Below are 14,984 nucleotides of genomic sequence, written 5' to 3' on the forward strand. Positions count from 1 at the left end.
TGTGGCGCGGGCTGTCACGCCTCACTGACATCGCGCTGGGCGCCATGGTCGGAGGAGAATTTGTGGGTAATTGAAAGCCGGTGAAGGCCTCACCGGACGGATACCAATTAGGCCGCCAGTAGATTGAGGTCTGGCTGTTCTACGGCCAAATCCCTAGCTTGCGTTGATAGGTGCACTGTTCCGGTTGCCCTCGAGACCGCCGCGGCTCGCGCGCATTCTCGATTTTCTAGCGCAATGCCCAAAGGTGGGCACGGCACCGAGAGCATGCCCGAGTGATTTCGTGCCCTCCTACGCAGCGTTGAAGCATGGGCCCCTTTTCAACTCTCTTCCGTTCCGAGATGCTCGTAGAAGGTCTCACGCGCCTTTCTCGGGAAGAAGACCTCGCGCAACCAAGTGCGCCCACGGCCATTGTCTCCTTCTCGCATGTGGGCAATCGCCGAGTTCCAATGGCGGGAATGTCTTCAGCTTTGGCTTGAAAGCGGTTTGGTTCGCCTCGCGTCAACGGACTTCTCCAGCTGCACTGGCCAAAAACGCCGCCTCACCTGAACCAGCAGCAATAGGCAACCAATGAGACTTATGACAGTAAGGGCCATCATCAAGAGGCAGGCGACGCAGCACAAGGCGGCTATGTCACACGCCGATCGCAACCAGCACGGCACCCAATCGAGCCGTACCATATTCTCCATAGAGCCAGACATATTCGTTTCGGTGGGTGATAAGTGCTTACTGCCGATTGGCGGCTCAACGCTTAAGCAACGTACCTGACGTCAGTCTGACGAGCGTCGCTCGGAGCGGATTTTGCTTTGCCTTTTCTCATCGGCGCAGCTACGAGCTTTGCTCATCATGCCGAAGATGTCTGGACATGCTCACGCACGCCTGCGGGCATCGCTACATCTTCGGCGACGGGGCTTTCACAACAGCGCTCTCATCCGTTCAAATAGGATTGCCGCTTCCGATGGCCCGAGCCCGACGAGGCCGACAAAGCTCGTTGGTGGCATCGGAATTTCTTGACGAGTCGGCTTCCAGAGATGCAGGCAATACCGGCTGTTATTCACGTATTGCGAATGAGGTGGGTGCAGCTGCATCACGCACTCCTCTTCATCCCAAAACAGGTCTTTGACGAAGCACATCTCTTCCCAGTTCGGACAACGTCTAGGCGTCGAGACGGAGACATGCTCCCACCCTGGGCGAACAAATCCGACTATCCTGAGTTTGCAGCCACAAGGCCCCTGAACAAAAAACAGGCCGCAAGGACCTGATCCCGGCGCGCTAGCAAATTCGCCGTATCGCACGCGGCCGGCCTCGAGTTTTTCAAGAACTTGTGCTCTCACGTTCCCTCCTTTGCCTCGCGAATGGCTTTGAAATCGACGTAGACCACCTTGTTCTCTGGCTCCCTCGTCGCCTCCAGCCAGCGCTGCTGCGCAGCGTCCGAGTGCCATGCTCGCCCGTGCATTGTCTGCTGAAATTCGAACAAACTGCTGAGCAAACCGTAGATGTAGATCATCTCTCTTCTTCCGCTTCCAATGCCGGCAACCGGGCGCTCGGTTTTCCTTGAGCCGGTAAAGCACCTCCACTGCGAGGCCCGGACAAGCTTTCCAAAGGATGCTTTCTAACCTGCAATTTTGGTTTCAGCACCAGACCTTTGCTTTTCTACCTCACCACATTCCTAATCGTTCCCGCAGCATGCCGCGAAGCTGCGGCCGAGGGCTCGCCTCGCGACGAGCCTAGGGATCCGTCGGCCGCGCACCGTCGGAAACGGCTCCTCTTCCACTAAAGTCACGGCCAGGCTACGGAGTGAGCCGCGTCAAGGCCCACGTAATAGGCCACCGTTTCAAAGCTTGACCCCGCGCTGGTCAAGGTCATCGAATTTAGGATTCTGATTGCCAATCGTGGCGCGATCGATCACGGCGAAGAAGCTTTCGCACGTTCACCAAGCATCTCGCCATCTTGCACCATGAGTCTCAAATCGGCCTAGGCCTTCAAAAGGCGGTTCGCTGTGCGACTTTCTATCGACTGATCTCCCATCATCGCTGCTGCCAAGAACGGGGTATGCCAGGCGACACTTCACCATCATGCTCTTTGAGACACTGATTGGGGTTATCCCGCGAACGGCCGATGTGGCTCCCATCACGCGGGTGTTTTTTCATCGATATAGAGCCAGACTGCTTCCATCGCTTGCTCCTCAGATACCCTTCCGCACCACCACAATGGGCCATGGTCTGTGCCTGCCGTCTTCGTCGATGATCGTCAGGCGGAAGTCCATAGCGCGCCGACTTAATGTTATTGAAGCGCAGATCGCATAGGCGACCGCGACATTCGGCTTGGCCCGTTGCTCGGTCAGGGGGGCACACCTCATTAGATCGTCCCGCCAAGCGCCCTGCAAGAATCACGCAACTGGCCCAATCGGCTCATCATATGATTCGACATGCACCAACCAGGACAGCTGTAGCAGTCTCAGATCACTTCGTGACCGCGCGTGTAGGATGCTGCTTACACAAAAGCTCCCGGTTGCCACTAAACGCCAGCTTGAATACGCCATTCAAAGACGATGAAAACAACTTGATGATCAATCACGATAAGCATCAAGAATCGTTTGGCGACTTCGTCGGCGCTGCGCACGATGCTTGTGGAGCGTTCAAATCCCAGAGAGTTGCCAATGACCAAAAGGCAGCTCAGAGCAGCTGACTAGCAATTCAAAGAAGTTGCTCTGCCTGCGAATTCGGGAACCGCCGCCGCTTCTAATTTATTTCTGCTCGCGCGCCGCAACGAGAGCACACCCGCGCGTGCCGGGTGCTCCCGTTGCAGCGTCGCCTTGGCCCCGGTGCGTGCCGGTATGAGAAGTCAAGCTGCACCCGGCGCGACTTCTGCTAGCCGGTCCCCGGGCCTAAATTGAGCCGGTCGAAGTACCAAGAAGGATCGTCCCCAGATGAATCCGTTTCGATGTATTCTTCGCCCGAATATTCCTCGACACTTCCTTCGTTTTCCTCATCGCTACTCTCAGCTTTGGAGAGATATAGGCGAGGCTTGTCCACCCGCTGCCATTTTCCCTCCTCGTTCAGCGTCCACTTGTCGGGATGCTGCCTAGGGTCAAGCACATATTCATTGTCATCTTCATTGTCACCAACGCGAACAAAACCCATCTGCTCTAGACGGGGCTTCACCTCATCCGTGGCAGGACGCGACATGACCAACGCCCGCTTACCGTCAAGCCGAAGTTGGTGTTCCAGCAGAACATCGCCTGCGTTCTCAACGAGCGGATGAGTAACCCGGAGATCGACAACGGACGAGACGTGTTTCCGCCCAGGAAAGTGCTGCTCCCACGCCTCTCCTCCCATGCGACGTCGACCTTCGGTTTTTAGAAGCCCGACACTCTTGTCACCCAATTGATAGCTGAAATATCGCGCCTGGTCCGAATCCTGTACGGTGGATCCGGCTCTGGCGACCATCGCTGTGCGCTCAGCTTTTTCGGAAACGAAATCCGAGTACTCTTGCGGATTATTGGCCATGTGCTTGATGTCGTTACCATAGAAATTTCTCAGTTCTTGCCTGAACGACTCCCTGTCGATCTCATCGATGGGAGGTTCTGAAACGAGGGAGTACGGCCGTGCCACCCCCGAGGAGGAACCAGGGGCCGTGTCTGCAAGCGTTTCGGTAAACCTCCCGCCATCTGCTGACAGCTCCGATTCATCGGCTTGGCTCGCGCTTGGAAATTGGCTGGAAGAACCAGTGATTCTGTTATACACGACGTTTGGTCTCCTATCGCAAAAGTTGCACCGTACTGGCCTGCTCGAGTCCTGTGGACAGTGATAGGCGCGCGAGCTGACAATAAGCTGACGCACAGAGGGGGCGCGGTGCTCACGCTTTGCAAGGCGAGGGGCAGCGCATTTTCCCCGCGGCTGGCCTTTTCTACGGCTATGCTTATTCCGCTTCGCGGCTAAGGTGCCATACCTTGTTACGCGAGCGAGCCGAGATCTCGGGTTCTTTAGAAGAATTACAGCCCTACCCTTGATATTGCCGCGGCCCACCATCACAACACCGTTTCACAGCTTTCCGGGCTCGATGATGCGGCCCTCGCTTGCTGATTTCAAGGCGATGCAGAACTTGCCGGCCGCGGACTTTGGTGGGGTAGCTAGGTTGAGCCACGGCTTTATCGTGGTTTCATTCGGTCGCAGCGGCGTCCGCCCGGCTGTTCAGACGATGCAAGCGCGCATCTTTAAGGAGGTCCGACGTGTAACCTCTATTCCGTTACGACCAACCAGTCGGCCATCGCCCTGACGGTTTCGCGTGATCGATCGCTATGTCGGCGACCTGCCGGCGATGACAGGCGCATTAGCCGGTGATCCGGCATCGGTCGCAACACGGATACCCGGCTTGAGATCGTGCTGAACACCTGTGGCGTCCGACGTTCACGGAGCGCACATTCTGATGCGCAGGGCCTCGTTCAACTCGATCGCCAATCGTCCTCCACGAGACATCCCGTGTCGCCCGCTCCGTCAGCAGTCTCGCGGAACACCTCGCATCAGAAGTAGGAGCCGACTGGTCGGGTTGACCCCGCTTGGAGCATCTTTGGCGGCCGAGATCCGGGACATCCTCGAACACCTTGAGGCGGCCATGACGGCCCCAAGGGGACAACAGCCGGAATAGCCAATGTCAGCACGACCGACTCGTTCGCGACGAGAAGGCATTAGTCGCCAGCGGCCTTCAGGCCCGACTCAGTACATCTTTTGTGTGGTGACTGTCGATAAATGCCGCCCGTTGGGAGGATTCCTGTAACGATTGGCGAGGCTTTGGAACAATGACCCCATCTGGTCTGATGGAACAGTAAATTCTCCATAGTTAGGGTCGAAGAGCGTGGTTGTTCCATTCGACGCCGACGTCGCAACTGTGTGTGCGCCGCCTTCGGCGAAATACAAACTCAGCAAATACTTCGATCCGTCGCCGGTAATTTTGTCCAGCACGCGCGAGAACCTCGAGGGCTCGCCGAATCCGTATTTGTTCTCTCTTCCGGACGGTGCCAGGCCCGCTTCCCGCAAAATGGTGTTTTGTGCCTCAAGGTCGGCCTGAGAAGCTCCTGCTCCCTCACTTCGCAACCGATCCTTGAGGTCCTGATACTGCTGCTGCCGCTCAGCCGCTGAGTGGTGCCCTTCTGATTCCGGCATGAGCGCATCCATTCGGGCCGACGGGCTGCTGCTCAGATTGCGGAGCCACTCCGCAGTCAGCCCAACGCAGATGCCGTCTACATTCGCCTGAGGCAATTCGACCGTCCTGTATTCAAACAGCGGCCTGGGTGGAGGGGATGTAGTGGAGCTGGAAGAGGTTGAACTGTGAAAATCTGCATCCGAGGTATGTGGCTTACTGGCGCAGAGCCCCATTTTGTCGGGCAACTCCCAGGCGAATGAAGACGTTTCGAGCTCCACGATACGAGGTTGGGAAACGAGCGAGTACGGCTGTGTTGGCGCCAATGACAAACCAGCATGGGGATCCGGCGCCGCTCGGGACGGCAGGCCCGCAAGTGTTTCGGTAAAGCTGTCGCTGTCCACCGACTGCCTCGGTTCGTCAGCTTGGCTGGCGCGTGTGGATGAGCCACTAATTCGATTATCCATGGCGGTTCGCGTTCCCTTCGACGTAAGTCTCTCCCGAGTGCGTCGGGCTGCTTAGGCGGTGCTGCGAATGTTACTCAGACAAGCTGATCACAAGCTGACGGGCGCAGGTGTTACGCAGAGCACGAGGAAGGGCCCTGCCAGCAGCGCCATATAACCCAAGATCCGTGATCATGACGCGCAGGGCATGTCACTCTTCTTCAGCAGTTTACACAGCAGGCGTTTGGCCGCTTTACGATCCCGGCTCTCGACCAGAACATCATCCATCTCCGTCCGGGCACGTCGGCTTCACCACCTCCCTCGCCCTCGTGATCGCGTGGGCGCATCTCTTTTGATTTTCGATTGGCAAGGCAATTGTCAGGTCACCGGCATTGCCGTCTTAAGGACACGAGACCTCCGACGCCACGTTAGTACTTGCGCTCGGCACCACCGGCTCGCGCGCGGGGCGATTTTGGCGCTCATCACGAGTTTCTCCCTCCATTCGTTATGGCTCAAAGATGGAATGGACGTATTCGCCCAGCTCAAACGCGTTAGGCTGCCGCCTCGTGACACGTCAACACCGTCAAGCCGCTGATCACGAAAGTCGCCGGGATCGATGCCGCAGGTGGGCCGTGAATTCCCTATCCGCCGGAACACGATTCTGCATCTAATGGTCGCCGACTTAGCCCAGTCGGGGAGTACGCGTCAGGAGCATCGTCCAGTGAATCTGGGCAGCACGGTATATTCCGGAAACCGCCGATTAGATGTTATCGCTTCCACTCTTCGGCGGAGCGATATGAAATCGAACTCGCTCCGACCACGGCTGGCATCACCTTCTCACATCTTATGTTCGACAGGCCTGCCGCGCAGGATGCTTCATCATACTCACCGGGTCAACACCGAGCGATAGCAAGAGCGATCGCGAACGCTAGCGCAGCATCGCTGTTGGCCGGTCCTGTATTCAGGAAACTCCCGGACCGCCATGAGCTTGCGCAGCCACTCAACTGCCACAGCGTTCATGTTCGCCAGCTGCCAGCGGATTTGCAAAATGCGCGCTGGCGATGCGGACCGTTCAGTAGGGAACGGTGAATTGTCTAGGTAGTCCAAGTCGGCTGGGCCGGAGTGCTTCCGCCCAACCAAGTTGGCTCAGCCACCACAGATCTCAGGCCTGACGTGTAAGCCTAACGAACCCTCCTTCCTTTAGCTCGGCGTTATAAAGCTTGCCGTCGAGCGAAATGGTTGTTGGGTGGTCTGCGGTTGGCATGAGCCCCTGTTCACGCAGCTTTTCAATAAGCGCCAGGGGGGCCCATTGCTCCGGGAGAGGCGCACGATGGCGTCGGGTCTCAACGAAGAACGCTCCGAAATCTGGCGCCCCCGTCGACCCGACTCGCAGCATTTGAGCTTCCGGTGGGTTATGAATGAGGCGTACGCCCTGAGACGGGACCAACGCGGCCGTGTAGCGGTGACCTCGGATCTCGTAGCTCACCGTCGGCTGCTCCGAGTCTGGCAGGAGACCGTGGTGGGTCAGTTTCTCGATCATTGGGAGCGGGGCGACTTGGGAGCCGTGCGAAAACATTTCAGGAGCGGCCCATGAGACATCATATACGGTCTCCTCTGGCTCGCTAGATGAGGACGGCCCGGCTTCATTGATCACTCGACTAAATAGGTCATGATCTTCTTGAGTCCACTCGTAGGCGCTTGGGGACCCTGGAGGCCCAGCACCGTCGATCCGATTGTCCATACAGCTCTCCTATTGGTTGGAACATGGGTTCAAAACCGCCAGAGCTTTCGCTGGATTCGTCACCAGTTGACGCATGGGCGGCATCCGTGGTCAAGAAACCACGTTCTCATGTTAAGGAGCTTAGCTTTCAGGAAACTGACGAGTTTCGGCCGGACACAGTTGTACCCGCGCCCAAGTTCCCAACTCAAATGCGATGCCGCCAAGCCCACCCTCGTTGAGGGCCTTTTTCGTTTCGCTCCCTTTACTAGCTTCAAACCGGGCCCGTTGGCCGCCCCGCCTGCGTTGGACAAAGATTTCGTTTTGGGGGGCGATCTGATTCTGTAGACTGATGCTGAGACACCAAGGCTCCGGGCGGATTTCCTGTCCATCTTCTGGACTCCGGGAATGCTATCCCATGCCATTAGCCCAGCAATAGAGCAGCGCGAGTTTTCGGCGATGTTGGATAGGTTTTTCTCGCCGACTTCATTGGCGTTATTGTCTCACCACGTTTCTTCTTCCTTTATCTGTCAGGTCCTGCGCCACATCTCGCTTCGGGCTCGCTCCCCGATCATTCTCGAGTGTGTCCCTCTGACGTTTGCGCCATTGTTCGTCTTGTTTCTTCCGAGCCTGGTGCTGCTTGAGTGCCCTCTCAGCGGCTTCGGGGAATTGATCTGCTCCTGTTCGGCAGAGGTGGTTTGGACCGGTCGAGCCCAGGTCTATAAGATCAACTGCTCACGCCCGCTCAGGCCAATGACTCGGATGGTGGCCAGCACTGACGCATACACGAGTAGATGGAATTGGCCGAACCGTCGCCTTGGCTACTTTGTTTCGGGTAAGGTCGCGCTGCCCCGCAGTTATCCTCGTCCTCAGTTTCGTTGTTGGCCTACATAACCGGTGCGATCGGTGGTGCGGAGGCCGAGCGCGTACTGTCGTCAGCTAGGGTTCCTATTGGGCTCCTCTTGGGTTGCGCGGCACGACGCTCAGCATCCCAACTTTGCCGACAGGAGAGCGAATCTGATGCATGGCCGAAGCCCTGGCTCATCCAGCCAATCCACAACCGCTAGTCAGGCTGATGAATGGAGGCCGTGAGGAGATAGCCAAGCTTTGCGGAAACCGTTCGTGGCGCGGGATTATTATGGCATTTCGTCCTCGGCAACGGAGCGGCCGTACTCGCTCGTTTCCCGAGCCCCCATCGAGGAGATCGACAGGTCTGCATTTAGGAGAGAAGCGAGGGCCCTTTATGCCGATGAAATCAAGTAGTCGCCGCTAATCCACCGGAATACTCGGATTTCGTATCCAAAAAGGCTACGCGCCCCGCTCAGCTTGCTGAGGATTGCGGCACTACCAGAGATACCGAGCAAGCGCGATATTTCAGCTACCAATTAGGGTCTGTACCTAATTAGCGAGCTCTGATTCCCTCGCGCCGAGTTGAATCGGTACGGGGACTTCGATGCGCAACGGACTGTTCTGACCCAACGACAAGCAGTGGGCTCAGATCGAGCCGCATCTGCCAACGAACCAGCCGGGGCCGGCGCGCGATGGCGACGACGCATCATCAGCGGATCATTCACATGCTTCAGCGTGGCGCACGCTGGCGCGACTGCCCGCGCGACTATGGCCCTTACACGACGATCTCCATCGTTTCCATCGCTGGGCCAAGCGCGGCCATTGGCGGGCGATCTTTGAAGCGCTCGCCCTGCTGCTACAAGGACGGAATGACTTTGTCCATCGATTCCACCTCGATCAAAGCGCATCGCTCGGCGAGCAGCGGAAAATGCGGCAGCTTGAACAGGCGATCGGCCGCTCGCGCTGTGGCACGCGCTGAGCAACCCCGATTGCAAACCTTGGGCACGTCAGCTTTTCGAAAGCTTGTCCGAATAGCAATCCCGTTGCGATGAGAATCAATCACTACAATGTGCCCTCCGGCGAGCGGAGTCTGCACAAGCAGCGCGATGCGCTGGCGGGCGCCGCTCGCGCGGATACGACCGCTTTTACGGCCGCTTTAGCAGCCGAGGGACCAGCCTCTTTCGCTTTTGACAAGCGGCGGGGTGAGCAAGTCAGGCTGTACACAGCAATCAGCAATAGCGGCAATGTCCAACTCGTTTCTTTGTTTTCTAATGCCCATCAACGCAACAAGGTGGGAAGTATGAACGTGGCGCCGCGGCGCGACACTTTGCGAATTCTCACCATAGAGAGTCTCGACTGGTCGAGGTACAAAGGAGTCGGGGCGGCTATGCTGGACATTGCCGATCGGATTAGGGATTCAGCGGGCCTTTCCAGTCTATCCCTTATTTCTCAAGACGAGGGAGCTTCAGAATTTTTCTACAAGAAGGGATTCCGATTTACGGAGGAGGGCAGAAATGCGGAATCACATTTCCGATTCACGGTACGTTCCAGGCGACGACGTCATCCTTATCGGCGATATGGAGCGCCCGGCTTAGGGTACTCTGGCGGCAGCACTGGCCAGCCCGCCCTGCCGGGCTGGCATTTTATCAGGAGTAGCGACTGTAACCGCGAAGCGGCCGCTGGGATGCGGCCCTTTTCTGCTCTAAGGGTCTGTACCTAATCAGCTGGTTCTGATTCCCTGGCACCGAGTTGATTCGGCATGGCGGACTTCGATGCGCAAAGGACTGTTCTGGCTCAACGACAAGCAGTGGGTTCAGATAGAGAGAGCCGCGTCTGTCAACGAACCAGACGGGCCCCGCGCGCGAAGACGATCGACGGATCATCAGCGGTATCGTTCACACGCTCAGTGCGGCGCACGCTGGCGCGATTGCCCGCCTGACTATGGTCCCTACACGACGATCTACAATCGTTTCAATTGCTGGGCCAAGCGCGGCCATTGGAAGGCGGTCTTTGAAACGCTCGCCCGCTGCGGCAAGGACGGCGCGACTTTGTCCATCGACTCCACCTCGATCAAAGCGCATCGCTCCGCGAGCGGCGGAAAAGGAGAACATGAATAGGCGATCGGCCGCTCGGGCGGTGGGCGGACGACGAAAATCTACGCGCTGGACGACCCTGATTGCAAACCTTGCGCATTTCATCTTACTCCGAGACAAGACGCAGATATTGCCGCGCGGCCGGCCCTTTTGAAACTCGCACCCCCATGACTACCCTCATTGGGGACAAAGGCCACGACGGCTTTCGCGCCGAAATCGTCAATCGCGGCGTGAAGCCCGTCATTCCAAACAAATCCAACGGTGATCCTCCAGAGCTTCGGCAAACGCGTCTACAAAGGGCGCAATGTTATCGAGCGCTGTTTCTGCCGACTCAAGGATTTCAGGGGCGTTGCAACTCGCTACGACAAACTTGCCAGAAACTTCTTGGCTGCAGTCTACCTCGCCGCCATCGTCGCCTAATGGATCAGTCTGAACCTGGGAAAGCAGAGTCACGCTCTGCTGCCCAGCGGTGACCGCTTCCTGCAAATCCATCCAGATTAAATCGATCTGGTTCAGGTTCGCTTTGCTCCAGTAGTCATGGAGCCATCGGGTTTGTGCTAGATGGGGCGAACCGAATTCCAATCCTATTCGGCAAGATGCCTTGTTCGGCGCATTGAACCAAAGAGGTTCCCATTCCTTCGCATTTTAATATCCATTGCTTGGATGGAAATCGATCCTGCCATTTCGGTTATTGATCGTGATCTCGATGCGCCCCTCCCTATCCAGCAGGCAGGCCGTACATCGACTTGCCTAGCGGCGGGAAGCTGTTGGTTGCGAACTTCTGTTGGTTGCGAACTTCTGGTGATTGCGAGCTTCTGGTCACCGGATCGCGCGCCGGTGGTGCGCGAACAGATGCATGATCACATTGGTCATTGCGCATTCCAGTATTCGTCTATTTGCCACATTGCGAATTCGCTCGGTTCAATGCCCAGCAATAGCCGGCGAGAGCTCTTCCCGTCCTGGCAAAGATCTAAGTGCATGATCGCCCTGACACGCAACAAGGTTGAGAAATAGTAAGCTACGCCGCCGAACTTGATTTGCCAACGAGCCATAGACCTGCGTGGTACAGCTTTGCCTTTGCTTTTGCAGGCCTGCAACCTGGCGCTACGTGAGATTCGAGCTCGTGAGCTATATGCGCAACTGCGACGTACGCTGATTGTGATCGCAGTCGTGGGGTGTCTTGGCCGCCGGACACGATAGTTTCGCGTCTAAGGTCCAGTCAACCACGCGAGCTGCAGTAGGCCGATTGGGCCGTGGATCTACTCGCATACCAGGCACCCACCTGTTCTTCTGCTGCTCGATAGGTGACGAAGCCGCGGCCTGGCCCAATCGTCCTAGCAACCCGCGGACGCGACTGACATATCGACCCGAGGGCGGTAGTGCTTCTCTCCGCCTCCCCAGAACTGGCGAGCTCTCAATCGGAAATCCGTGATGCTGTAGACCTGGACCCATGGGCAAAGAAGCGTGAGGGTAGCACGGTTCGGCCCTGCGCTTATGTCACAGGTGCTTCACTGGTGGACTTGCGAAGTTAGCCGCGCAGCGGTTCCCCAGCCCTGCATGTCGGCCGCCCAGGTGTCGCGGACACACATTTCAGTGTGTGGACGGAATACAAGACACTTAGATGCAACTTCGGCAGTTGAGGTGCATCGCTCAACGACGCCTATGCACGTCCGCCTGAATGAGACCGGAAGGAGCGTGCCGACGAACATGCCCCGAGCGCGCGACTGTATTGACACCCGTGGGCGTCCTTCTCAACGGTGAATGCGACGGAGCTTCAGGGGCGTTCCCTTATGAAGGGATCCGCGGCGGTACTTTAACGCGATTGGGGCACGCCGTGCACTTTGACTGGCTGAGCTGCCAAGGCAAGCCGCTATCTCGAGGCCGTACTTTATCCATTGAGGTCATCAGGGGTGATGCGGGCGTATCACAACCGCCATTCACCTTCCATCTAGGTGAGGATGAGGGAAGTATTTGCAGCGCCAGCGACGATGGAATTCTTCAGCCAATCTGAGGGCCAGCCGCTGGCTAAAGGACTGCGCTGAACATAGCCACCTGGATGCGCCCAACTGCGAACGCATTGTTGCCGCCGTGGCGGCACGAGAGGCGATCGGCGTCCCTTGCCCTCTCTTATTGTTACCACTCGTGTCCGGTTGAGGACATTGATGGCAGGAATCCGACTACGGCAGCGAAATCATTCCACGCGCACCGCCGCAACAGTAGTCTTTCTCTCATCAAGCCTCGCCCAGAGCACTTTTCGCGTGCGGCGCACAGATTGCTGGTATCCGTCCGGTGAGGACCCGGGATACCTGACCTTGCGGAGTTCCGTGTTTAAAGTGGATGGAGCAATCCGTCGGATCTTAGCGTGTCAATCGCTTCGGCGAGAGTGAGGCCGCGATGGAGGCAGAACCATTCTCCGGTGTGACGGTGCCACTGGATGTCGAAGCGATCACGGCTGATCCAGTCGAGGCGAGCGAACGGGGCGTCAAACTCTTCGCCGAGGTTCTCTAGAAAGCCGGAGCGGTAGCGTTGAATGAAGCGATATTTGGTGCCGTGCCACTTTCCCAGGATATCGACGGGATAGTTGAACTGCGTCGGTCGGATAGTGGGCAGGAAGCGGGGCTTCAAAAAGTCGTCGATCAACTGCTGGCAGGCGGCCGTCACCGCCAATTTATCTGCCGCGGACAGACCGCTCGCTCTCATGTGTCCTCTTGGCTCACGCTGCTTCGACATGATCAGGCGTTGGCTTTCGCCAGTTCCAGGGCAGAAGCTCGTCCAGCCTCTGGATAGCATGATCATTGATGCGCGCGAGCACGTCGGCGAGCCAGGCCTGCGGATCGACGTCGTTGAGCTTGGCGCTGGCAATCAGGGTGTAGATGGCAGCCGCACGCCGGCCGCCCTCATCGGAGCCGGCGAAGGTCCAGTTTCTTCTTCCTACGGCGACGGCCCGTAGCTCACGTTCGGCGGCATTGTTCGACATGCAAAGGCGCCCGTCATCGAGGAAGCGGGTAAATGCATCCCAGCGGCTGAGGCTGTAATTGATCGCCTTGGTCGTGTCGTTGTTTTTGGAGAGCTTGGCGCGCTGCTCACGCAGCCAAGCCTGCAGCTCAACGACCAGGGGGCGACTGCGCTCCTGGCGTACACGCAGACGCTCTTGCGGCGTCAGACCGTTAATCTCGCGCTCGATGGCGAACAGGGCATCGATGCGCTTGACCGCCTCGGCTGCAATCGGTGCCTTGGTGAGCCGTGCGAGGTCAAAGAACTTGCCTGCCGTGGGCCCAGCACGCCGCCTCGACGATCGGGCCTACTTTGCGACTGGCCGCGTAGAGTTTGCTGAAGCCCGCGTAGGCGTCGGCCTGCATCAGTCCGGCATAGCCTGCCAGATGCTGTTCCGGATGCTCACCGCCACGATCCGGCGAGTAGAAGAACACCGCCGCCGGGGGATCCGGTCCGGCAAATGGCCGGTCGTCGCGCACATAGGTCCAGAGCCGGCCGGTCCGGGTCTTGCCTTTGGCAAGGACCGGCACCGTGGGGTGAGTAGGCCGGAGGGATTTCACCTCCGGCCTCTCGCAGAACCAGGGCGTGAGGCTCTCACCTCACCCGGCTCCCATCAGGCAAGCTTGTCGCCAATACCGAGTTGCCAGTGAGCAAAGAGTCTGCGGTTCTCGCGAGCGATCTTCTCCAGGAAGATACGAGCGCGCCCCAACCGATGGCGGAAGCGCTTGTACTTTCGCTTCAACCAGATAGCTATTGTTTGGTTGATGTAGCGGGCCATCGGATATAGCGCCGAGCGCATGTATTGCCCATAGTACGCGATCCACCCCCGAACTATCGGGTTTAGTTCGCGGGCAATGTCGTCCAGCGTCAGATTTGGCCGCCTACGAAAGTTCAAGTCTCGGATCGTTGCCCGCATCGCGTTCAGCACTGACTTGCTGGCCGCCGGAGTGAACCCGCAGAAAATTTTCTGCGAGTACGGCCCCCGGACTGACCTCGGCCGGAAGCAATATCCGAGAAAGTCGAACATAACCGTCTCGCTCTTGCCTTGGCGTCGATCGTCCTTGCAGTAGACAATCCTCGTCTTCGTCGGATGCAATTCCAGACGACACTCGGCCAGTCGAATTCTCAGCGCTTCGCAAACGCTCTGCGCCTCCACCTCACTCTGGCAGTGTATCAACCCGTCGTCAGCATACCGGCACCACCTGAGTTCAGGGAACGTTCGTGCCATCCAGAGATCAAATGTATAGTGCATGAAGAGATTGGCGAGAATCGGGCTCACTACTCCCCCTTGCGGGGTGCCGCAGCTTCGCTCGACGACAGCTCCATCCTCTTGCGCAATCGGCGCTGTCAGCCATCGTTCGATGTAGAGCAACGCCCACTCGCACTTTGCATGTTTCCGGACAGCCCGCAGCAGAAGCTCGTGGTCAATGTTGTCAAACAGCCCCTTGATATCGAATTCAAGAACCCAGTCGTACTTCCAGCAACGCTTGCGCGTGACGCCTACGGCATCAAGCGCCGATTTGCCGGGCCTATAGCCATAGGAATCCGCCAGAAAGATTGCGTCCAGAGTCGGTTCAATGAGTTGTTTGGCAACTGTTTGTGCCACGCGATCCGCCACAGTTGGCACCCCGAGGATCCTTTGGCCTCCGCTCTTCTTCGGAATGGAGACGGCACGAACAGGTGGCGGGAAGTAGGCGCCTGAGCTCATTCGATTCCAAATCTTGTAGAGGTTACTCTTCAAGTCGGATTCAA

At 57.7% G+C, this 14,984-nt stretch carries 8 protein-coding genes and 3 pseudogenes; 4 read left to right on the forward strand and 7 right to left on the reverse strand.

Annotated features, from left to right (window positions below; genetic code table 11):
- Positions 1–911 precede the first annotated feature (911 nt).
- From AC5ZG1_RS42000 to AC5ZG1_RS42015, 4 genes are all read right to left on the reverse strand, one after another.
- Positions 912–1,331 (reverse strand): DUF7694 domain-containing protein, encoded by a 420-nt coding sequence (locus tag AC5ZG1_RS42000; RefSeq protein WP_130231713.1) that lies wholly within the window; start codon positions 1,329–1,331, stop codon positions 912–914.
- Complete coding sequence (locus tag AC5ZG1_RS42005) at positions 1,328–1,504, reverse strand: hypothetical protein (RefSeq protein WP_155255468.1); 177 nt, start codon at positions 1,502–1,504, stop codon at positions 1,328–1,330. Before AC5ZG1_RS42005 ends, AC5ZG1_RS42000 begins: the two co-directional genes overlap by 4 nt.
- Positions 1,505–2,867: 1,363 nt before the next feature.
- Complete coding sequence (locus tag AC5ZG1_RS42010) at positions 2,868–3,743, reverse strand: host specificity protein (protein WP_130230645.1); 876 nt, start codon at positions 3,741–3,743, stop codon at positions 2,868–2,870.
- Between the two features lie 969 nt (positions 3,744–4,712).
- Positions 4,713–5,540, reverse strand: a complete 828-nt coding sequence (locus AC5ZG1_RS42015) for a YopT-type cysteine protease domain-containing protein (RefSeq protein WP_245287528.1) — start codon at positions 5,538–5,540, stop codon at positions 4,713–4,715.
- A 3,078-nt stretch (positions 5,541–8,618) separates the two neighbouring features.
- Between AC5ZG1_RS42015 and AC5ZG1_RS42020 the strand changes: the two are divergent.
- From AC5ZG1_RS42020 to AC5ZG1_RS42035, 4 genes and pseudogenes are all read left to right on the forward strand, one after another.
- Positions 8,619–8,702: pseudogene (locus AC5ZG1_RS42020) on the forward strand (effector protein NopP); the annotation flags it as partial.
- 71 nt (positions 8,703–8,773) lie between these two features.
- Positions 8,774–9,115: pseudogene (locus tag AC5ZG1_RS42025) on the forward strand (transposase); the annotation flags it as partial.
- 802 nt (positions 9,116–9,917) lie between these two features.
- On the forward strand, positions 9,918–10,262 hold the full coding sequence (locus tag AC5ZG1_RS42030; RefSeq protein ID WP_063623419.1) for an IS5 family transposase: 345 nt from the start codon (positions 9,918–9,920) through the stop codon (positions 10,260–10,262).
- A 237-nt stretch (positions 10,263–10,499) separates the two neighbouring features.
- Positions 10,500–10,658, forward strand: coding sequence for a transposase (locus tag AC5ZG1_RS42035; RefSeq protein WP_245287529.1), 159 nt, complete (start codon positions 10,500–10,502; stop codon positions 10,656–10,658).
- Between the two features lie 1,908 nt (positions 10,659–12,566).
- Here the strand turns inward: AC5ZG1_RS42035 and AC5ZG1_RS42040 are convergent.
- The 3 genes and pseudogenes from AC5ZG1_RS42040 to ltrA form a co-directional block, all read right to left on the reverse strand.
- Positions 12,567–12,938, reverse strand: a complete 372-nt coding sequence (locus AC5ZG1_RS42040) for a DUF3024 domain-containing protein (RefSeq protein WP_028167603.1) — start codon at positions 12,936–12,938, stop codon at positions 12,567–12,569.
- Positions 12,939–12,951: 13 nt separating this feature from the next.
- Positions 12,952–13,765, reverse strand: a pseudogene (tnpC, locus tag AC5ZG1_RS42045) (IS66 family transposase); the annotation flags it as partial.
- Positions 13,766–13,845: 80 nt separating this feature from the next.
- A partial coding sequence (ltrA, locus tag AC5ZG1_RS42050) for a group II intron reverse transcriptase/maturase (RefSeq protein ID WP_496136334.1) occupies positions 13,846–14,984 on the reverse strand: 1,139 nt, incomplete at its 5' end.

The organism is Bradyrhizobium sp. Leo78 (genome assembly GCF_059512425.1).